Below are 20,733 nucleotides of genomic sequence, written 5' to 3' on the forward strand. Positions count from 1 at the left end.
TATGGCTTATAATGCAAGTGTGATAGAAAAAAAATGGCAAGAAATTTGGGATAAAAATGGCTATTTTGAGCCAAAAGATGATTTAACCTTACCTAAAAAATACATTTTATCGATGTTTCCTTATCCAAGCGGACGTATTCATATGGGGCATGTGAGAAATTATAGTATAGGTGATGCTATGGCTAGGTATTATCGAAAAATGGGATTTAATGTTTTGCATCCAATCGGTTTTGATAGTTTTGGTATGCCAGCTGAAAATGCAGCGATAAAGCATAAAATTCATCCTAAAACTTGGACTTATGAAAATATAGCTTATATGCAAAATGAGCTTTTTTCTTTGGGCTTTTCTTTTTCTAAAAAAAGAATGCTTGCAACTTCTGATCCGCTTTATACAAAATTTGAGCAAGAATTTTTTATCAAAATGTATGAAAAGGGTTTGATTTATACCAAAGAAGCAAATGTTAATTGGTGTGAGCAAGATCAAACCGTTTTGGCAAATGAGCAAGTCGAAGATGGAAAATGTTGGCGTTGTGGGCATGAAGTGGTGCAGAAAAAAATGCCAGGATATTATGTAAAAATCACCGTTTATGCAGATGAGCTTTTAAAAGAACTTGAAAATTTAAAAGATAAATGGCCTTCTCAAGTTTTAACCATGCAAGAAAATTGGATAGGTAAAAGTGAAGGTTTGGAATTTAGTTTAAAACTTGATGAAGAAAGCATTAAAAAAACAAATGAGAATGGCTTTGAAGTCTTTACCACAAGAGCAGATACGATTTATGGTGTTTCTTATGTGGCTTTAGCGCCAGAGCACAAAATCGTGCAAAATTTATTAAGTAAAAATCACTTAGAAAAAAGCATAGCAGATAAAATTAAAGCTATGCAAAATCAAAGTCCAAGAGAAAGACAAATCAGTGAAAAAGAAGGATATTTCTTAGGAATTTATGCTATTCATCCTTTAACTAAAGAAAAAATCCCAGTTTGGGTAGCAAATTTTGTTTTGGCTGATTATGGTAGTGGTGCGGTTATGGCAGTGCCTGCGCATGATGAAAGAGATTTTGAATTTGCTAGTAAATATAAACTTGATATCAAGCAAGTTATTGAAAGTGAAAACGCTACACTTCCTTTTACGCAAAAAACAGGAAAGCTTATAGAAAGTGGCGAATTTAGCGGACTTGACTCTAATGAAGCAAGACTTAAAATCATAGCCAAATTTGAAAAAGATGGCATTGGTAAAAGGGTTGTGAATTTTAAAATTCGTGATTGGGGCGTTTCAAGACAAAGATATTGGGGTGCGCCTATCCCTATGATTAAATGCGAAACTTGTGGTATAGTGCCTCAAAAAATAGAAAATTTACCTATTACCTTACCTGAAGATGTAGAAATTACAGGCGAAGGAAATCCACTTGAAAAGCATCCTACTTGGAAAAATTGTATTTGTCCAAAATGCGGACAAGAAGCACAAAAAGAGACTGATACTTTGGATACTTTTTTTGAAAGTTCTTGGTATTTTGCGCGTTTTGCGAGTGATGAGAGAACTTGGCAAGAAAAGGCTTTAGATGAAAAAAGTGTGAAGTATTGGATGAGTGTGGATCAATATATTGGTGGGATTGAACATGCAATTTTACATTTGCTTTATGCAAGATTTTTTCAAAAAGCTCTAAGGGACTTAGGATATTTAAGTGATGATGAGCCTTTTAGCAGACTTTTAACTCAAGGTATGGTTTTAAAAGATGGAGCTAAAATGTCTAAATCAAAAGGCAATGTGGTAGATCCTGATGAGATTATTAAAAAATATGGAGCAGATACTGCAAGACTTTTCATACTTTTTGCAGCGCCACCTGCTAAAGAACTTGAATGGAATGATGATGCGCTCGAAGGTGCTTATAGATTTATTTGTAAGCTTTTTGATAGGGCTATGGGGCTTAAGCCTCAAGAATTTCCACTTATAGATCATAGTACGCTTACAAAAAAAGAAAAATATGCGAGATTAAAAGTTTATGAAGCTTTGAAAAAATCTTTTGAAGTGTATGAGCAAAATTTTGCTTTTAATACCTTAATTGCTGCTTGTATGGAAGCTTTAAATGCTTTAAATTCTGTTAAAAATGAAAAGCTTAGCATCGAGGGTTTTTATATTATTTTAAATATTTTAGAGCCTATTATCCCGCATGTTTGTTTTGAATTAAGTGAGTATTTATTTAAACTTCAAAATTTCTCAAAGCTTGAACTTAAGGATGAAGTCTTTGAAAAAGAAAGCTTAAATTTAGCCGTGAGTATAAATGGCAAAAAGCGTGCTGAATTTGAAGTTTCAAGCTCTGCTAATAAAGAAGAAATTTTAGAACTTGCTAAAAAAAGCGTAGCAAAATGGCTTGAGGGCAAGACTTTGGTTAAAGAAATTTATATAGAACAAAAACTTGTGAATTTGGTAATTAAATGAGAAAAATTATTTTAAGCATATGGGTATTATTTTTTGGAGCTTGTGGTTATATGCCGACAAGTAAAATTGTAGGTAATATTTTTGGAGAACGCATTTATGTTAATGTCGAAATCAGCCAGCAAGATCCAAGAAACAGTGTTTTTATCATAGATTCTATCCGCGAGATTGTTTTAAATAAATTCAATAAGAAAATAGTTTCTAAAAATGAAGCTGACACTATAATCAATGTGCGAACTAATAGTTTAGTATTCATACCTTTGATTTATGATGAAAATGGTTATGTGGTTAATTATAAAGCCAAATTAATTTTGGAATTTGAAATTATTTACCAAGATGGGACTAAGGATTTTGTGCAAACGAGTGGAAGTTATGATTTTGCTATTTTACCAAATAGTATTATTAGTGATACTGCGCGTTTTGAAGCAATCAAAAATGCCTCAAGTGAGGCTTTTGATGAATTTGTATCCATTATGGCAATAAAAGGCCAGATTAATGCCAAACATCAATGAAATTGCTAGGGAAACTTTAAGTCTTTTAAGAGAGAGAAAACTTAAACCAACTCCTGAAAACTATACAGAAATTTTTGAAGAATTAAGTAAAAAATATGGCTTAATTACAAGTGCAAAAGCAAAGGTAAATAAATATCAATCTTTGCTTATGCCTATGTATCAGCAAGAATTGTTGGGCAAAAATATACGCAATGTTGATGAATTTTTAAGTTTTTTAGTTTCGAGACTTAATATGCAAAATGGAGTATTGTTTAATCAATTTTTTGAACTTGTAAATACTATTTTAAACATATTAAAAATAAGCAAAGATAGAAAAATCAAAGATATGGCAAGTATGAGTGCAAGTCGCATTAGTAAAGCTATGGATTCTGAAGCTATGTATTTACTTCAAAAAAAATGGCAAGAATTTGAACAAAAATACGATGATGTGGAGCTTGAAAATGAACTTAAAAAATACGGTATTAAACATGAAGAATTTAGCCTTAGCATTAAAAAGCTTTTAAATCAACTCGAGCAAAGATCTTATGAGTATTTTGCTGATTTACTTAGTATTACTTTAATACCTTCTTTAGCTAAAGATAAAAAAATCGATCTTTTTACACAGCAACTTTTAGAAAAACCTTTTATGCTTTCTTTTAATGATTTTAAGAACACCTTGTTGAATGTGGTTAATAAACGCATTATGGATGATAATATTTATACACAAAAATATTTAAATTTTTTCGATAAAAATCTAAAAAATATCATTCAAGCTTTTCATAACTTAGAAAATTTAAATCAAGAACATATTGATTTTATCGAAGCTTTGCCTAAAGATGAAAAAGGAGAGGTAAAGATAAGTTTTGAAGAATTAAAAATGAAATTTTTGTCTTTAAATGAAAAACTGCAAATTTTAAATACGCAAATCAATGATTCTCAAAATGAAAATATTGAAACTTGGGGTATAACTAACGAGCTTGAAAAAATGGATGAAAATTTTAAGCTTTATAATATTAATTACGCTTTGTGTATATATACGGTAGCAAATTATCAATTTATTATGGAAAAATATGGTCTTGATACTCTCAATGAAATTTTTTCGCGTTTTAAGAGGATTTTGCAAGAGAGTTGTTCAAAAAATGGTGAATTATGGATGATGGATGAAAATACTTATTTATTAATTGTGCGTGGTAAAAATAAAGAAGAACTTGAAAAAATGATTGCACAAAATATTCAAACCATCACTTCTACGAGATTTATTTACAAACAAGATATAATTATCCCTAAAATTTCAAGTTTTTTTATCGATAAGCAAAGCTATCCTAGTGCAAATATTTACGAAGAACTTTTAAAAAAGATAGAAAATGATAATAAGTGATTATAAAGCTTTTTTAAATTCTAAAAGTATGAATTATCAAAAAATTGATTATTTTATGATGTTTAGAATGTATGAAAAGTATAAAAATCATCTTTCATTAAAACCTATCATACAAATCATTGGCACTAATGGCAAAGGCAGCACAGGTCGTTTTTTAGCACAAATGCTTTGTGAGAGTGGCTTTGATGTAGGACATTATACTAGCCCACATATTTTTAGTTTTAATGAGAGATTTTGGCGAAATTATAAGCTTGAAAGTGATGAAAAATTAAATATAGCACATCAAAAATTGCAAGAAATTTTTAAGCAAGATTTAGAAAAATTAAGTTATTTTGAATATGCTACCTTTTTAGCAGCTATGCTTTTTAAGGATTGCGACTTTGTGATTTTTGAAGCAGGACTTGGCGGAGAATATGATGCAACTTCGGTATTTTTAAAGCAAATGAGTATAGTAACAAAAATTGGTTTTGATCATATGCAAATTTTAGGAAACACCTTAACAAGTATTGCAAGAACAAAGCTTAAGGTTTTAGCAAAAGAAACGATTTGCTCTTATGAGCAAGAAAAAGAAGTTTTGGAAAAACTTACAAAAATCACCCTTTTAAAAGATATAAATTTGCATATTATGCAAAAAGAGTGTGATGAGAATTTAAAGCTCGCAATTAAAACTTATTCGCAAAAATACTATTTGCCATCTTTTTTAGAGCATAATTTATCTTTAGCTTCTGTTGCTTTTAGTGTTCTTTTAAATTCTAAAGAAAAAATATTAAATATTTTAAAAATTTTACCCCAATTGGATCTAAGAGGAAGATGCGAAGAAATTACACCTAATTTATTTATAGATGTAGGTCATAATGAATTAGCAGCAAAAGCGATTAAAGAGCGTTTTTTAGGGCAAAAACTGATACTTGTTTATAATAGTTTTTTAGATAAAGATGTTTTTGCTGTTTTAAAAACTTTAAAGCCTATAATTGATAAAATTCAAATTTATGAATATGAAAGCACAGACAGAAAGCTTGCAACAGAGCAGATTAAACAAATTTCTAATGAGTTAAATATTTCGTGTGAAAAATTTACTTTTTTTGATGAGAAAAATAAATATCTTGTTTTTGGCTCTTTTGTTTTGGTTGAAAATTTTTTAAAGGAATATTTTGCTAAAAAATAAATTCACAATAACCATTACCGATATCAATGGTTCAAAGCATTTTTATTTGAGTCAAATCATTAAAAAAATTGTTTTATATATAGTGGGTTTTGTGTTTGTGTTTTTAATTTTTAGCGGTTTTTATATTCATTATCTTGACAGTAAAGTGATGCAATTAACACAAAAAAAACAAGAACTTATGGATAAGAGACAAGAGCTTTCTTTGATTAACAAGCAAATGCAAGAGAGCATTGAACAAAAAGCACAAGAATATGCCGCTATTGAAGATAAAATCACAAGTTTAGAAGAGCGTTTGGGACTTGAAATAGAAAATAATTTAAGCATCGCACAAAGACTAGAAACCTTAAGATTAACCAATGAGCAGCAACTTGCTTTTTTAACGCAAATTCCAAGCGGTTGGCCTATAGAAAATAAAGGAATGACAGGGAAATATGGTTGGAGAGAGCATCCTATTTTAGATAAAAGAGAATTTCATCCAGGAATTGATTTAAGAGCAGAGATTGGCACGCCTATTTATGCGCCAGCTAATGGAGTAGTCGAGTATGCAGGATATAATAATGGCTATGGATATTTAGTAATTTTATTGCATAATTTCGGTTTTAAAAGCGTTTTTGCGCATATGATGCAAAAAAATGTTGTTAGCATAGGTCAATTTGTCAATAAGGGTGATTTGATAGGTTATACAGGAAATTCAGGACTTTCTACTGGACCACATTTGCATTATGAAATTCGTTTTGTAAATAAAACTTTAGAACCTTTAAATTTTATGAATTTAGAAAGAAAAAATATTAATGAAATTTTTAATCAAGAAAGGAGAGTGCCATGGCAATCTTTAATAAATCAAGTGTCACTAGCGCAGCAGTATCAACAGAAACAACCGTAATTTCATCAGGAGCAAGAATAGAAGGGCAATTTTATTTTGATTCTATTTTGCACTTAGATGGAGAAATTAGTGGAACTATTAATTCACAAAGTATAGTTGTTATTGGAAAAAGTGGGGCTTTAAAAGGGCAATTAAATGCCGATAAAGTTGTTGTAAATGGTATTTTTGAAGGTGAGTTAGAAGCAAATAGTTTAGAAATTTTAGCAGGTGGAATTGTAAGTGGCAATGTTGTTGTAAGAGAAATTTCTATAGAAAATGGTGGTAAATTTAATGGAAACAGCAAAATTAAAGATGATGTGCCCTTGATAGAAAATGCTAATGTTGTTAATGAGTAATGCAAGCTAATTTTTTTGAATATTTACAAAGTGAGAAAATAGCGCAGTTAGTGCTTTGTGAGGATGATAAAGAAGCTTTTTTGCTTTCTCAAATTTCTATGTTAAAAGGTTTGAAAACTTTTGTTTTGCCTGATTTTAGAGCTGAGTTCGGAGATGATTTAAGAGCCTTTTCTAAAGAACTTTTTGAACTTTGTAAGATTTTAAATGCTTATCACAAAGTTGATGGAAAGAAGATTCTCATCTCTCCTTTTGCAACTGTGCTTAAAAAACTACCTTCCAAATCGCATCTTAAAAATTATTTCATTTCTAAAGATAAAAGTTTTAATTTAATTGAATTTCAAGATGAGCTTGCAAGGTTAGGTTATGAATTTGTCGATATAGTCCAAGATAAGGGCGAAGTAAGTGTGCGTGGGGAAATCGTTGATATTTTTTGTATTAATGAAGAATTGCCTACTAGAATTTTACTTTTCGCAGATGAGATAGAAAGCATTAGAAAATTTGACCCCATTACTCAAAAATCTATTCCCAATGAGTATGAAAGCTTGGAAATTTGCCCTTTTTTAACACATTTTTCAAGTCAAAATTATGAAAATTTTAAAGAAAAACTAGAGAATTTTAATAGCGATGTTTTAATTAGTGATATAAATTCTTTGGGTTTTTGGTGTATTGATGATTTTTATGATTATTTAGAACTTGATTTTATCAGCATTAAAAAATTTGATGATGAAAAAGATCTAGAAAAATTAGCTAAAATTAATGCTAAAATCATTCCTGAGGCTAAAATTTATAAGGATTTAAAAAGCTCTTATAATAAAGATTTTTTCTCTTTTCATCAAAATAAAAAAATCACCATACTAGCTAAAAACGAAGCTTTATTTAAGGCTTTAGAGCTTGAAAATACGCAAAATATTTCTTTTGTTAAAAGCGATTTGATTGTTAATTTAATCAGCAATGAAGAGCTTGTCATTTCTTTAAATCGCAAAGAAAAACAAAAACATAAGCGCAAAGCTAATTTGATCATCGATGAACTAAAAAGTGGTGATTTTATTGTACATGAAGATTATGGAGTAGGGAAATTTTTAGGACTTGAGATGATAAGCATTAGTGGAGCTAAAAAAGAATTTGTGGCTATTGAATATCAAAACAAAGACAAACTTCTTTTGCCAGTTGAAAATCTTTATATGATAGATAAATATTTAGGAGCAAGCGGAGGCATACCACTTTTAGATCGTTTAGGAAAGACGACTTTTATTAAATTAAAGGAAAGATTAAAAACCAAGCTTTTAGCCATTGCATCGCAAATTGTCATAATGGCGGCAAAAAGAGCTTTGATAAAACCAAAGGAAATCAAAATTGATTATGCAAATCAAGCTGATTTCGTTTCGAAAGCCGGTTTTTCTTATACAGAGGATCAAAACAAGGCTTGTGAAGAAATTTTAAACGATTTTGAAAATGGCAAAGTTATGGATAGGCTTTTAAGTGGCGATGTGGGTTTTGGTAAAACTGAAGTGGCTATGAATGCTATTTATCCTGTGGTAAAAAGTGGCTTTTGTGCTTTTTTCTTTGCTCCCACAACGCTTTTATCTCATCAGCATTTTAAAAGTTTAAAAAAGCGTTTCGAGCCTTTTGATATTGAAGTTTTTAAGCTTGACCGCTTTACAAGTGCTAAAGAGAAAAAGACTTTGTTGGCAAATTTAGAGCAAAATAAGCCTTGTGTTGTTGTTGGAACTCACGCACTTTTAAATGTGGAATGTGAAAATTTAGCCCTTGTTATTATTGACGAAGAGCATAAATTTGGAGTAAAACAGAAAGAAAAATTAAAAGAACTCACGCAAAATTCCCATCTTTTATCCATGTCTGCAACGCCAATTCCAAGAAGTTTAAACCAAGCTTTAAGTTCTATAAAATCCTATAGTGTTTTGCAAACTCCACCGGAAGATAGATTAGATGTTAGAACTTTCGTTAAGGAAAATGATGATGCTTTGCTAAAAGAAGCGATTGCAAGAGAACTTAGGCGTGGCGGACAAATTTTTTATATTCACAATCATATTGCAAGTATAGAGCAGTGTAAAAAACATTTGCTTGATTTGTTTAAGAATTTAAGAATTCTTATCTTGCATTCTAAAATCGATGCTAAGGTGCAAGAAGAAGAAATGCTTAAATTTGAAAACAAAGAATACGATTTGCTTTTAAGTACCTCCATTGTGGAAAGTGGTATTGATTTAGCCAATGCAAATACGATGATAGTTGAAAGAAGTGATCGTTTTGGAATGGCAGATTTGCACCAGCTTAGGGGTCGCGTGGGAAGAAGCGACAGGCAGGGGTATTGTTATTTTTTAGTCGAAGATAAAAATACCATTACAGAAGATGCCTTAAAACGCCTTGTTTCTTTAGAAAGCAATTCTTATTTGGGCGCAGGCTCGGTTTTGGCATATCATGATCTTGAAATTCGCGGCGGTGGGAATTTGTTAGGCATAGATCAAAGCGGACATATAGAACAAATCGGACTTAGCTTGTATCTTAAAATGCTAGAAGATGAGTTAAATGCCTTGACAAAAAAAGAGAGCTTTGAAGAGAAAAAAATCGATTTAAAACTTAACATCAACGCCTTTTTAAATCATGAACTCATCAGCGAAGATCGTTTAAGGCTTGAGCTTTATAGAAGGCTTAGTAAGTGTGGCAGTGTAAATGAGGTTTATGAGATTGAGGGAGAAATTGAAGATCGTTTTGGCAAGCTTGATATTTATACTAAGCAGTTTTTAGCGCTTATTGTGATTAAAATTTTAGCTTTGGGTAAATTTAAGAGTATAAGCAATTTTGAGCAAAATATACAATTTACAAAAATCAACGATGAAAAAGAACTCATCAAAGCAAAAAGCAAAGACGATGATGATATCATAGAGGCGATTTTAACACATTTAAGAAAGAATGATGATGGATTGGCAAAAATATAAAGCAGCAATTTATAGGGCAAGAAAAGATATTTTAAAGCCTGTTTTAGAGATTGATGAAATTTCTTTAAAGGATTTAGTGGGTATAGAAAAGCAAAAAAAGGCTCTTTTTGAAAATACCTTAAATTTCATAGAAGAAAAAGGGGCAAATCACGCACTTTTATGGGGTGCAAAAGGCACAGGAAAATCAAGTTTAATCAAAGCTATTTTTAATGAATTTAAAGAAAGAAATTTAAGACTTGTTGAAATCGCAAAAGAAGATTTATTTGCTTTAGCAGATATCATTGATGAGCTAAGAAATGAGCCTTTTAAATTTATACTTTATTGTGATGATTTTTCTTTTGAAAAAGATGATGATAGTTATAAATTTTTAAAGCCACTTTTAGAAGGTAGCATTGAAGCGGTGCCAAAAAATATACTCATTTATGCAAGTTCAAATCGTCGTCATTTGCTAAGTGAAAATAAAAGCGATAATGATTATATGCAAGTAAATCACGGCGAACTTCATCAAAGTGATGCGGCTGAAGAAAGACTCAGTTTAAGTGATAGATTTGGACTTTGGCTTAGTTTTTATCAAGGAAGCTTGAGCGAGTATTTAGAAATTGTTGATTTTTATTTTAAAGATATTAAGTGTGATAAAGAACTTTTGCACGCTAAAGCGAAGGAATTTGCAAATTTAAGAGCAAGTAGGGGTGGGCGAACCGCTAAGCAGTTTTATTTGGCTTTTAAGGAGAGTTTTAAATGAATGGGGCTGAAATTTTTGCAAAGCTGATTGATTTAAAGCTTGATTTTGGTGAGTTTGATTGGCTTGAAAATAGAGGACTTAGCGAGTTTGAGCTTTTAATTTCTGTAATTTTGACACAAAATACTAATTGGAATAATGTTTTAAAAGCCTTAGCAAATTTAAAAAACGCACAAATTTCAAATTTAGAACAAATTACTTCTTTGTCAAATTTAGAACTTGCCACACTTATAAAACCAAGCGGATTTTATAATACCAAGGCTAAAAGATTAAAGGGTTTAGTAGAAAATATTTTAAATACTTTTGAAAATTTAGAAAATTTCAAAGAAAGCGTAAGTAGAGAATGGCTTTTAAATATTAAAGGCTTGGGCTATGAGAGTGTTGATAGTATTTTAAATTATTTGTGTAAAAAAGAATTCTTAGTCGTAGATAGCTACACACAAAGACTTAGCTTTTATTTGGGTTATGAATTTGAAAATTATGAAGAATTAAGAGAGTTTTTTGAAAGTGGCATTGAGAATGAAAGTGAAAATTTAAATAAACTTTTGGGTAAAAATTACGAGCTTTATGAGCTTTATCAAATTTTTCACGCCCAAATCATTGCTTTTGGAAAAATTGCCTTTAAGGGTGCAAAATTAAGCGATCAAGGCAAGGAATTGATAAAAATTTTAAAGGAAGAAAAATGAGAGCAAAAGGAAGTGAATTAATCCCTGTTTTAAGCATAGCTGGAAGTGATTGTAGTGGCGGGGCAGGTGTGCAAGCTGATCTTAAAACTTTTAGCGCACACAATCTTTTTGGTATGAGTGTGATTTTAAGCGTGGTGGCTGAAAATACCGCAAGAGTAATTTCAGTGCATGATGTGCCTACTAAAAGCGTAGATGAGCAAATGCTTGCAGTTTTTGAAGATATAGTGCCAAAAGCAACTAAGATAGGGATGATAGGATCATGCGAGCTTATGGAGTGTGTGGCTAAAAATTTAGAACAATTTAAACCCCAAAATGTCGTGATTGATCCTGTGATGTTTGCAAAAAATGGTTTTGCTTTAATGCCTGAAGAAAATTGTGATTTTTTTAAAAAGATCATAGTGAAATTTGCAGATATTCTTACGCCAAATATCCCAGAAGCACAGTTTCTTTGTGGGTTTAAAATTAGCGATGAAAAAGATATGATAAAAGCAGCCAAGCACTTATGCGATCTTGGTGCAAAAGCGGTTTTGCTTAAAGGCGGACATAGCGAAGAAAATGCCAATGATGTGCTTTTTGATGGTAGAGAAATTTTTATTTTAAAAGGCGAACGCATAGAAACAAAAAATACTCACGGCACAGGTTGCACGCTTTCTTCAGCCATTGCTAGCAATTTAGCCTTAGGCAAAGATTTATTTAATGCCGTAAGCGAGGCAAAAGAATATGTCAGAAATGCCATTTATTATTCTTTAAATTTAGGCAAAGGCTGTGGCCCGACTAATCATTTTTTTAGGTTTTTAAATGAAAAATGAACTCGATCTTAGCCTTTATCTTGTGGCAAGTCGTGGTAAAAAAAGCGATGAGCTTTTTTTAAATACACTTGAAGAAGCGATAAAAGGCGGAGTTAGCATTATCCAACTTCGCGAAAAAGAATTAAACTCAAGGGAATTTTATCAGCTTGGCTTAAAAGTGCAAAAGCTTTGTAAATTTTATAAAATTCCATTTTTAATCAACGATAGAGTCGATATCGCCTTAGCTTTGAATGCTGATGGGGTGCATTTAGGACAAGAAGATTTGCAAATTTGCATCGCTAGAAAGCTTTTAGGGGAAGAAAAAATTATAGGTTTAAGCCTTAAAAAATTAGAGCAATTAAACTACATACAAGGGGCGAATTATTTAGGTTGTGGTGCGATTAAAACCACTCCAACCAAAGAAAGTTCGCTAATAAGTCTTGAAATTTTAAGCCAAATTTGTGAAAAAAGTCCCATTGGCGTAGTGGCAATTGGTGGGATTGATAAAGAAGTGATTAAAGAGCTAAAAGGCATTAAAATAAGCGGTGTTGCGGTCGTTCGTGCGATAATGGATGCTAAAAATACTTTTTTAGCGGCCAAAGAATTAAAACAAAAAATCGATGAAAATTTATCTCTTAAATGAAACTCCTTTTGAAGGTGTAGAAAATCTGATTTTAAATGAAATTAAATTTTATGATTTTAGCGTGAATTTGAGTGAATTTGACGCCTTGATATGTACTTCTAAAAATGCTTTGAAAGCTTTAGAAAAAGCTAAAATTATTTTAAATTTAAATATTAATTTATACGCAGTAGGGCAAAGCACAGCTGAATTCGCTAAAAGTCTAGGTTTTAAAAATATTAAAATTCCTAAAGCTGCTTATGGTAAGAATCTTTTTAATGAATTTAAAGAGGAGCTAAAAAATCAAAAATGTCTTTATCTAAGAGCTAAAAATATTGCTTCTACTTTAAATTTAGATCTTAAAAATTATGGTATTAATTTAAGCGAAATCATTGTTTATGAAAATATTTTTAAAAAAAGCGAAAAAAAACTAGAGCAACCGGCAGTTTTTATTTTTACTTCACCTTTGGGTGTGGAAAATTTTTTGCAAAATTATTCTTTAAGCAATGAAGATAAAATCATCGCAATAGGACAAAGCACAGCCAAAAAACTTTCAAATTTTAAAAATATTTACATTTGTGAAAAGCAAGATTTGAAAACTTGTGTGAATTTAGCAAAAAAACTTACTCAAAATTCTTATTAAAGACTTATTTTATCATATTTAGATATTTTTTATTTTTTCAGAGTTATAATTTAGTTAACATATTCTTAATTTTGAAAGGAGTTTTTAATGCCTAAGGCTTTAAAAAATATTTTTTACAAAATGGGTTTGGTTAACGGGCTTACTTTGGTTATTAGTTTACTAATTACCTTAATTTTGTTGATAACTATTGCATTTAGTTATTTTGAGTCAAAAGAAAATGTTTACAAACTTTTGGTGGCAAATCAAGAGCGTTCGGTCAACAGTGTTTCAAATTCATTTAATCGTTACACTTTGGAAAGAAAAAATGCTTTAAATGTTCTTGCTAAAGGTTTAAAGGATTTTCATTATACTCAAGAAAATATAGATAAAGTTTACGGATTACTTAAAAATACTCAAGAAAGTTTTAAATTTGAGCTTACTTATGTGGGTTTTGAAGATAGTGGTTTGATGCTAAGATCAAATAAAAACCATCAAAGTCCACAAACTAGTGATTATGATCCAAGAAAAAGATCTTGGTATATAGAAGCAAAAAATGCTGGAGTTTTAATAGTTACAGAGCCTTATAAATCAGTTTCTAGTGGTAAAATCACCGTTACTTATGCTTTGCCACTTTATGAAAATGGACGATTTATCGGTGTTGTGGCTTCAGATTATGATATGCAACAATTTTCTAATGATGTTTTGGCCTATGGTAAAACTCCACAAAGCTACACTCAGGTTTTAACAGATGAAGGTGTAATTATTTTCAGCGAAGATCCTGCAAAACTTTTAGGTTCAACAGAGCTTAGCAAAGCAATAGCAAAACAATATTTACAAAATAATCAAATGAAAGCAAGACCGGCTCACACGCCTTTACTTGTTAATGTTGGTACTCCTAAGGCTGTGGTTTGTGATAGATCTTCAAATGCAAAATATAGCATTTGTAATATTGCCGAGGAGGCTGTTTATACTGATGCGATTAATGCTATTTTAGTAAAACAAATTTTAATAGGTATAGTGGCAATTATCGTGGCATTTATTTTAATGCGTTTTGTTATTATTGCGAATTTAAAACCAATTAAGGCGATTTCTAAAGGTCTTGATTCTTTTTTTGATTATCTTAATCATAAGATCGAAAAGCCTGTGCTTATTGATTGTCAAAGTAAAAATGAATTTGGTCATATGGCACTAGAAATTAATGAAAATATTCATTCTATCCAAAAATCGCTTGCAAAAGATATTAGCACCGTGCGTCAAATTTCTAGCATAGGCAGAAATATAGAATCAGGAAATTTAAATTTAAGAATTAGTGAAAATCCTATTAACCCACAATTACAAGAATTAAAAGAAGTTTTAAACTCTATGTTTGAAATTTTAGAAACTCGCATAGGAACAAATATCAATGAAATTCAAAGAGTTTTTGATAGCTATAAAGAGCTTGATTTTACGACAAACATTGCACAAGCTAAGGGCGAAGTAGAAAAAGTATCCAATATCTTAGGTGAGGAAATTCGAAAAATGCTTCATGCGTCTTTAAGTCGTGGAGAAGATCTTAAAAATAAAGCTGGTATTTTAAAAGAAAACATGGAGCAAGTATCGCAAAGAACAGATAATCAAGTCAGCTCCATCCAAGAAAGTGTCGCAGCAGTTAATCAAATGAATGCATCAATGAATTCAGTTGCAGGACGCACTGAAGAAGTTGTTAAACAAAGCGATGATATTAGAGAAGTAACTAATGTTATTAGAGATATAGCTGATCAAATCAATCTTTTGGCATTAAATGCTGCTATAGAAGCTGCAAGGGCTGGTGAGCATGGAAGAGGTTTTGCTGTTGTTGCAGATGAGGTTAGAAATTTGGCTGAAAGAACGCAAAAATCACTTGAAGAAATTGAAGCTAATGTAAATGTTTTACTTCAGTCTATCAACGAAATGAATGAAAGTATAAAAGAGCAAGCACAAGGTATTGATCAGATTAATAACTCTATCACAGAAATTGATCATATTATGCAGCAAAATACAGATTTTGTAAAAACCACTCATTTGGTTGCTAATGAAATCGATATTATGGCAAATACCATAGTCAGTGATGTTAAACGCAAAAAATTCTAAAAATCAAGGCTAGTTTTTTGCCTTGATTTTTCATCTTCTAAGTGCTATAATCGCCTATTTTAAAGGAGCTTTATGGCACAAGTTAAATTGAATTCAAAAATCGCTTGGATTTTAGTTATCATTGGTGGCATTGTGGAGTGCTTTTGGGTAAGTGGTTTGAAATACGCTGACAATTTCACGCTTTATATATTTACAGGTATTGGAATTTTAATTTCTTTTTGCTGTGCCATTATTGCGATGAAACACATTGAAGTTAGCGTAGCTTATGCTGTTTTTGTGGGCATTGGTACGAGTGGCGTTGTGTTATCTGAAATGCTTATTTTCAATGAAAATTTTTCTTTGCTAAAAATCTCCTTAATCGCCCTTTTGCTTTTAAGTGTCATTGGCTTAAAATTCGTCAGTAAGGAAAATGATGAAAATACCGTTAATGAACTCGCGCAAAATTTAGGGCTTGATGAGCTTGATGAGGGTTTGCAAAAATTAAACTAAGGCATTAGATGAGTTGGATATTTTTACTTTTGGCAGGTTGTATGGAAATTTTTGGCGTTATTGCGATGAAAAAATTTGTAAGTACAAATAGAAAGATTTTTTTACTTGCCATTATCATGCTGTTTATGTGTAGTTTTGGTTTTTTGTCTTTAGCAATGCAAGGTATTTCTATGGGTGTTGCTTATGCGATTTGGACGGGTATTGGCGCTGGAGGTGGAGTTATTGTTGGAGTGGTGTTTTTTAAGGAAAATAAGAATTTTCTTAAACTCTTTTTTATTGCGCTGATTTTATTGTGCAGTGTAGGTTTAAAACTTGTTTCTTGAAAGTTAAAGCTATGAAAATTTATATAAGTGGTATACATACAGATGCAGGCAAAACACATTGTAGTGCGGCACTTTGTGCGAATTTTGGTTTTGATTATTTTAAACTGATACAAGCAGGCGAGCCAACGGACAGTGATTTTATACGCAAACTTTGTCCTAAAACGCGTATTTTTAAAGAAGGAATGCTTTTAAAAACTCCTGCCTCTCCTCATCTTGGTAGAAAAAAAGAAAATTTAAACTATAAAGCCTTTGATATAGCATTGCCAAAGAGTGAACATTTGCTTATAGAAAGTGCGGGTGGACTTTTTACTCCTTTAGATGATGAAAAAACAGTGATTGATTATATGGCGCGCTTTAAGCATCCTACTTTTTTAGTAGCAAAATACTATCTTGGAAGCATCAATCATATTTTACTTAGCATCGAAGCTTTAAAACAAAGAAATATTGAAATTCTAGCCCTTGTAATGATGGGCGAAAAAGATCTTTTGCAAGATGAATTCATACAAAATTACACCAAAGTTAAGATAACAAATTTACCCTTTTTTACTGCTCAAAATTTACTTGCTCAAAGCAAAATTTTTAAAGAGGAAGTGGAAAAGATACTGACTTAATTTAAGCTTTATATTTAAAATATTCTTATTTGGCAATTTAAGTTAATACTTCATGGTTTTTATTTTTAATACACTTAATACTTTATGTAAATTTTTGCTAGAATACAATTTCATTGCTATATTGCATATCAAAAATATTTTCAAGGAGTTAAAATGCAAAATTTTTTTAAAGGATTAGGGATAGGGCTTTTGTGTTTGTTGTTTTTTGTTGCGGGCGTGATTTTTAATGTGCAGTTTTTAAAAACAAAAGATGATAAACTTATACTTCAAAGACAGATTGAAGTTTCAAATAAATTAAGTCCTAGTACTTTCAAAGCTATTTTAAATTTAAATGCGAGTGAAATTTTAAGTCAAAAAAGTGTACTTGAAAATGAAGATAAAGCAAGTATTTCTCAAACTTTCAAAGAACTTTTAGAAAGAGCACAAAAAGATAAAATTTGCGTAGGTGGGGCTTACAGCATAGAGCCAACTTTTTTGTATAAAGAGGGTTTGCAAATTCCTAAAGGGCAAAGACTTAATGCGAGTTTTGAATGTGAATTTAGTAAGGATAAACTTGAAATTTATAATGCTTTCATTAATGATGTAGATAAAATTTTACAAAATAATACTTTAATAAGAATGTCTATACCAGCTTTGCAAGCAAGTTTTGCTAAGGAAGAATTGGATAAAAATCAAGAAGTATTATATAATGAAGCTTTAAAAAAGGCTTTAACTTATGAAAAATATTATTCAACTAATTTGCAAAAAAGATGTGCTTTGCAGGCTTTAAATCTTAATGCAAACACAGGTTTGAGGCCTTATGCAATAAAAAGTGCAGAAGTAGGCAATGATAACTTTGGGGCGAGTTTACCACTTGTAAAAGAAGAGGAACAAAGTCTAAGAGTGAATTTAACTTTTGTTTGTGAATAGTTTTTAATAGCTTTTGTCTTTGAAATGATTTAGACAAAGGCTTTTTGCTATTTAAAAATAAATTTTTATTAATAAAATACTTATAATAATTAAAAATGTTTAATTATGAAAATTCTAACTAAAATCATCATAAATGCAATCATTTAAAATAAATTTATTTTGCTAAAAAATTAAATGTTTTGTTTTTGAATGTTATTTTGCAATGAAAAATTACATAAAAATCAATAAGCCTTATGCGATAAAACTTTGATCGAGTGAGATTATAGAAGATTTGTAGGCTTTTAGATTTATTTTAATGATAATAGTATGTAATGGAATTTTGCGAATTTGATAGCGAGTGGCTTTTGTAAATTTATCTTGCTAATAAATGGAAGTACAAATTTGCAAAATTAATATTTTGCTTGATGAAAGCATATAAAAATATATTATTTAAAGCGTTAAATTAAAATTTTTTACAAAAAATTTCCAAGCTTTAATAATTAGTTGATTTGTTTAGAGTAAAATTTATCTTATGAGATTTCTTCATTAAACTTAAAAACTTCAAATGTTTTTAAGTTTAGTTTGATAAAATTATGATTTTTAAACGCGGGAATAGCTCAGGGGTAGAGCACAACCTTGCCAAGGTTGGGGTCGCGAGTTCGAATCTCGTTTCCCGCTCCAACACCTGCCCGGGTGGTGGAATTGGTAGACACAAGGGACTTAAAATCCCTCGGAATTTTTCTTCCGTGCCGGTTCAAGTCCGGCCTCGGGCACCATATTGGTGAAACTCAAGGCGACATAGCCAAGCGGTAAGGCATGGGCCTGCAAAGCCTTGATCTCCGGTTCGAATCCGGATGTCGCCTCCAATGCGATAAAATTTCAAATCTTACTTTTCGGGAGATGGCTGAGTGGTCGAAAGCGGCGGTCTTGAAAACCGTTGAGGGTCACACCTCCAGGGGTTCGAATCCCTTTCTCCCGGCCACTTCTTTTAATCGATTTAATATCTTATCTTAAAAATATCAAGTTTTTACATTTTTAAATTATTTTTTAATATGGTAAATTCTTATTTGAATTAAAATTCTGTAAATATTGAGATAATTTTTATCTTTAAAATTAAAAAAATATAAAAGTATTATATAATATAAATATTTTTAATGAATTTATTTATAATTAATTTATAAGTTATATAATTTTTTTGAATTTCAATTTGATAGGGGGAAAACATGAATTCACGAAGACAGTTTTTAAAACAAGCATTTTTGTTAGGTGCTTTGGCGTATTATCCGCAATTAAGTATGGCGGAAGTAGAAGCTAAAAAGAGTTTGATTGTGTATTATAGTAGAACTTTAAACACTCATATTTTGGCTAAATATTTACAAAGTATTACTAAATCAGATATGATGCGTTTGCAAACTACTTATCATTATCCTAGTAATTTTGAAGCAATGCTTGAAATTGCTAAACAAGAAAGAGAGGAAAATTTCAAACCAGAACTCCTAAATGCGGAACTTAATTTTGATGATTATGATATGATATTTTTAGGAACACCTATTTGGTCAGGCGGAATTGCTTCTCCTGTACGAACTTTTTTAAGTCAGTATGATTTTAGCTCTAAGATTATTGCTCCATTTTGCACTCAAGTAAAAGATAGTATCGAGGGTTGTATTGATGATATAAGAAAAATTGCTCCTAATGCACAAATTTTAAAAGGAATTGATATACATGCAGCTTTTGAAAAAGATGACGGGTATTTGAAAGATAAAAATAGAATTTATCTAGCCAGTGAAGCAAGCTATCTTACTTTTGCAGATAAGCAAGAAATCAACTTGTGGCTTAAGAAAATGTAAGAGAAAACTCTGCTAATTGCAGAGTTATTCTTGATTTTGGGAGGTTTTTTTAACAACTTTAACGCGTTCTATAGAATTTCCATTCATTTTTTTAACTTCGTAATAACAAAGATCATCTTCGATGCGATCGCCCACAATAGGTAAGCGACCCAAAAGATTAAACACATAGCCACCAATGGTAACTTGTTCAAGATTTTCATCGTAGCTAATAAGTAATAATTCTTCCACGCTTTCTATGGTACATCTTCCTTGAAATTCGTAGATATTGTCGGCTAATTTTTTATAATTATCCATAGCATCATCGTGTTCATCCTTGATATCACCGACAATTTCTTCCATAATATCTTCCATGGTTAAAATTCCAGCTGTTCCGCCATACTCATCGATCACTAAAGCGGTGTGAATGCGTTCTTTATTCATCCTTACTAAAACTTTTGAAATGCTGATATTTTCAGGCACTAATATCATATTTCTTACAAAATCATCCAAATTTTTCTTGTGTTCGCTTAATTCATTTTGTATCAAATCTCTAATGTGAATCATCCCCAAAATATTATCTTTTGAAGCATCGATATAAGGAAATCTTGTGTGTTTATACTCGCAAACGATTTTCATATTTTCTTCATAACTTTTTTGTTTATTAAGACATATCATATCTTTGCGTGGTGTCATCACTTCTTTTGCGACTGTATCGGAAAAATCAACAGCGTTGCGTATGATTTCAGTTTCAAACTCGTCTAAAACTCCACCTTTTTGACTTTCGCTTGCGATGATTTTAATCTCTTCTTCTGAGTGAGTTAATTCGCTTTCTTTAGCAGGTTTTATACCTATGATTTTTAATGAGATGGCGGCTAAAAAATCAAAGGTTTTAATGAAAGGCAAGAAAAGAAGCCAAAACCAATGAAGTGGTCTTGCTATCCAAAGCACAGCCTTATCTGCAATGGCTATGGCAATGCTTTTTGGGACAAGCTCGCCTAAAACAACATGCAAGAGTGTGATGATAGTAAAAGCAATCACAAAAGCTACAGTATGAATGAGTGTGTTAGGTAAATTCATACCAGAAAATAAATGTTCCAATACTTTAGCAATAGCGGGCTCGCCTATCCAGCCAAGTGCTAGAGAGCTTAAAGTAATGCCTAATTGACAAGCGCTAAGATAAGTATCAAGTTTTGAAGAAACCTCTAAAGCTTTTTTGGCGTTGCGTTTTTTTTCCTTTACAAGTTCTTCAAGTTTAGAACGACGCACTTTGACAATGCTAAATTCAGATAAAACGAAAAAGCCATTTAAAAGCACTAAAAGCAGTGCAACAAGAATCATGAAAGTAGAATAGCCAACATCAATGGTAGCAACAGTTTGACTGGGGTCCAATGAAACT

General features: G+C 31.0%; 19 protein-coding genes, 4 tRNA genes and 1 pseudogene. 23 read left to right on the forward strand and 1 reads right to left on the reverse strand.

Annotated elements, in window-relative coordinates; translation table 11 throughout:
* Nucleotide 1 precedes the first annotated feature (1 nt).
* The 23 genes and pseudogenes from leuS to ELQ16_RS00805 all read left to right on the forward strand — a co-directional run bounded on the left by leuS (nt 2) and on the right by ELQ16_RS00805 (nt 19,358).
* Nucleotides 2-2,434, forward strand: a complete 2,433-nt coding sequence (leuS, locus tag ELQ16_RS00700; RefSeq protein WP_134237662.1) for a leucine--tRNA ligase — start codon at nt 2-4, stop codon at nt 2,432-2,434.
* Nucleotides 2,431-2,943, forward strand: a complete 513-nt coding sequence (gene lptE, locus ELQ16_RS00705; RefSeq protein ID WP_134237663.1) for an LPS assembly lipoprotein LptE — start codon at nt 2,431-2,433, stop codon at nt 2,941-2,943. Before leuS ends, lptE begins: the two co-directional genes overlap by 4 nt.
* A complete protein-coding gene (locus ELQ16_RS00710; RefSeq protein ID WP_134237664.1) occupies nt 2,927-4,300 on the forward strand; it encodes a hypothetical protein in 1,374 nt (457 codons plus the stop codon). The genes lptE and ELQ16_RS00710 overlap by 17 nt, the downstream gene beginning before the upstream one ends.
* Nucleotides 4,287-5,465 (forward strand): Mur ligase family protein, encoded by a 1,179-nt coding sequence (locus ELQ16_RS00715; RefSeq protein ID WP_134237665.1) that lies wholly within the window; start codon nt 4,287-4,289, stop codon nt 5,463-5,465. The genes ELQ16_RS00710 and ELQ16_RS00715 overlap by 14 nt, the downstream gene beginning before the upstream one ends.
* Nucleotides 5,452-6,348: a M23 family metallopeptidase gene (locus tag ELQ16_RS00720; protein ID WP_134237666.1), complete on the forward strand. Its 897-nt coding sequence runs from the start codon at nt 5,452-5,454 to the stop codon at nt 6,346-6,348. The genes ELQ16_RS00715 and ELQ16_RS00720 overlap by 14 nt, the downstream gene beginning before the upstream one ends.
* Nucleotides 6,288-6,683: a polymer-forming cytoskeletal protein gene (locus tag ELQ16_RS00725; protein WP_134237667.1), complete on the forward strand. Its 396-nt coding sequence runs from the start codon at nt 6,288-6,290 to the stop codon at nt 6,681-6,683. Before ELQ16_RS00720 ends, ELQ16_RS00725 begins: the two co-directional genes overlap by 61 nt.
* Nucleotides 6,683-9,637, forward strand: coding sequence for a DEAD/DEAH box helicase (locus ELQ16_RS00730; protein WP_134237668.1), 2,955 nt, complete (start codon nt 6,683-6,685; stop codon nt 9,635-9,637). Before ELQ16_RS00725 ends, ELQ16_RS00730 begins: the two co-directional genes overlap by 1 nt.
* Nucleotides 9,618-10,379 carry an ATP-binding protein gene (locus tag ELQ16_RS00735; RefSeq protein ID WP_134237669.1) on the forward strand — a complete coding sequence of 254 codons (762 nt, stop codon included), beginning with the start codon at nt 9,618-9,620 and terminating at the stop codon, nt 10,377-10,379. The genes ELQ16_RS00730 and ELQ16_RS00735 overlap by 20 nt, the downstream gene beginning before the upstream one ends.
* A complete protein-coding gene (locus ELQ16_RS00740; RefSeq protein ID WP_134237670.1) occupies nt 10,376-11,062 on the forward strand; it encodes a 3-methyladenine DNA glycosylase in 687 nt (228 codons plus the stop codon). The genes ELQ16_RS00735 and ELQ16_RS00740 overlap by 4 nt, the downstream gene beginning before the upstream one ends.
* On the forward strand, nt 11,059-11,871 hold the full coding sequence (gene thiD, locus ELQ16_RS00745) for a bifunctional hydroxymethylpyrimidine kinase/phosphomethylpyrimidine kinase (RefSeq protein WP_134237671.1): 813 nt from the start codon (nt 11,059-11,061) through the stop codon (nt 11,869-11,871). Before ELQ16_RS00740 ends, thiD begins: the two co-directional genes overlap by 4 nt.
* Nucleotides 11,861-12,493 (forward strand): thiamine phosphate synthase, encoded by a 633-nt coding sequence (gene thiE, locus ELQ16_RS00750; RefSeq protein WP_134237672.1) that lies wholly within the window; start codon nt 11,861-11,863, stop codon nt 12,491-12,493. Before thiD ends, thiE begins: the two co-directional genes overlap by 11 nt.
* Nucleotides 12,471-13,112 (forward strand): uroporphyrinogen-III synthase, encoded by a 642-nt coding sequence (locus tag ELQ16_RS00755; protein ID WP_134237673.1) that lies wholly within the window; start codon nt 12,471-12,473, stop codon nt 13,110-13,112. The genes thiE and ELQ16_RS00755 overlap by 23 nt, the downstream gene beginning before the upstream one ends.
* Nucleotides 13,113-13,232: 120 nt before the next feature.
* A pseudogene (locus ELQ16_RS10505) lies at nt 13,233-13,886 on the forward strand (cache domain-containing protein); the annotation flags it as partial.
* An 861-nt stretch (nt 13,887-14,747) separates the two neighbouring features.
* Nucleotides 14,748-15,200 carry a methyl-accepting chemotaxis protein gene (locus ELQ16_RS10510; RefSeq protein ID WP_407919952.1) on the forward strand — a complete coding sequence of 151 codons (453 nt, stop codon included), beginning with the start codon at nt 14,748-14,750 and terminating at the stop codon, nt 15,198-15,200.
* A gap of 72 nt (nt 15,201-15,272) precedes the next feature.
* Nucleotides 15,273-15,689, forward strand: a complete 417-nt coding sequence (locus ELQ16_RS00765) for a multidrug efflux SMR transporter (RefSeq protein WP_134237675.1) — start codon at nt 15,273-15,275, stop codon at nt 15,687-15,689.
* Between the two features lie 8 nt (nt 15,690-15,697).
* Nucleotides 15,698-16,012, forward strand: a complete 315-nt coding sequence (locus ELQ16_RS00770; RefSeq protein ID WP_134237676.1) for a multidrug efflux SMR transporter — start codon at nt 15,698-15,700, stop codon at nt 16,010-16,012.
* Nucleotides 16,013-16,023: 11 nt separating this feature from the next.
* Nucleotides 16,024-16,623, forward strand: a complete 600-nt coding sequence (gene bioD / locus ELQ16_RS00775) for an ATP-dependent dethiobiotin synthetase BioD (protein WP_134237677.1) — start codon at nt 16,024-16,026, stop codon at nt 16,621-16,623.
* Nucleotides 16,624-16,776: 153 nt separating this feature from the next.
* Nucleotides 16,777-17,532, forward strand: a complete 756-nt coding sequence (locus tag ELQ16_RS00780) for a hypothetical protein (protein WP_134237678.1) — start codon at nt 16,777-16,779, stop codon at nt 17,530-17,532.
* A 585-nt stretch (nt 17,533-18,117) separates the two neighbouring features.
* Nucleotides 18,118-18,192: transfer RNA gene (locus tag ELQ16_RS00785), tRNA-Gly, on the forward strand.
* A gap of 6 nt (nt 18,193-18,198) precedes the next feature.
* Nucleotides 18,199-18,287, forward strand: a tRNA-Leu gene (locus ELQ16_RS00790).
* Nucleotides 18,288-18,303: 16 nt separating this feature from the next.
* Nucleotides 18,304-18,377: transfer RNA gene (locus ELQ16_RS00795), tRNA-Cys, on the forward strand.
* A 28-nt stretch (nt 18,378-18,405) separates the two neighbouring features.
* A tRNA-Ser gene (locus ELQ16_RS00800) sits at nt 18,406-18,493 on the forward strand.
* 241 nt (nt 18,494-18,734) lie between these two features.
* Nucleotides 18,735-19,358: a flavodoxin gene (locus ELQ16_RS00805; RefSeq protein WP_134237679.1), complete on the forward strand. Its 624-nt coding sequence runs from the start codon at nt 18,735-18,737 to the stop codon at nt 19,356-19,358.
* Between the two features lie 24 nt (nt 19,359-19,382).
* Here ELQ16_RS00805 and ELQ16_RS00810 read toward each other — a convergent pair whose 3' ends face one another.
* The gene (locus ELQ16_RS00810; protein ID WP_134237746.1) at nt 19,383-20,675 is read right to left on the reverse strand and encodes a hemolysin family protein; all 1,293 of its coding nucleotides are present in this window, start codon (nt 20,673-20,675) and stop codon (nt 19,383-19,385) included.
* Nucleotides 20,676-20,733: the final 58 nt, after the last annotated feature.

This window comes from Campylobacter sp. US33a (genome assembly GCF_004378855.1).
Classification (GTDB): Bacteria; Campylobacterota; Campylobacteria; order Campylobacterales; family Campylobacteraceae; genus Campylobacter_D.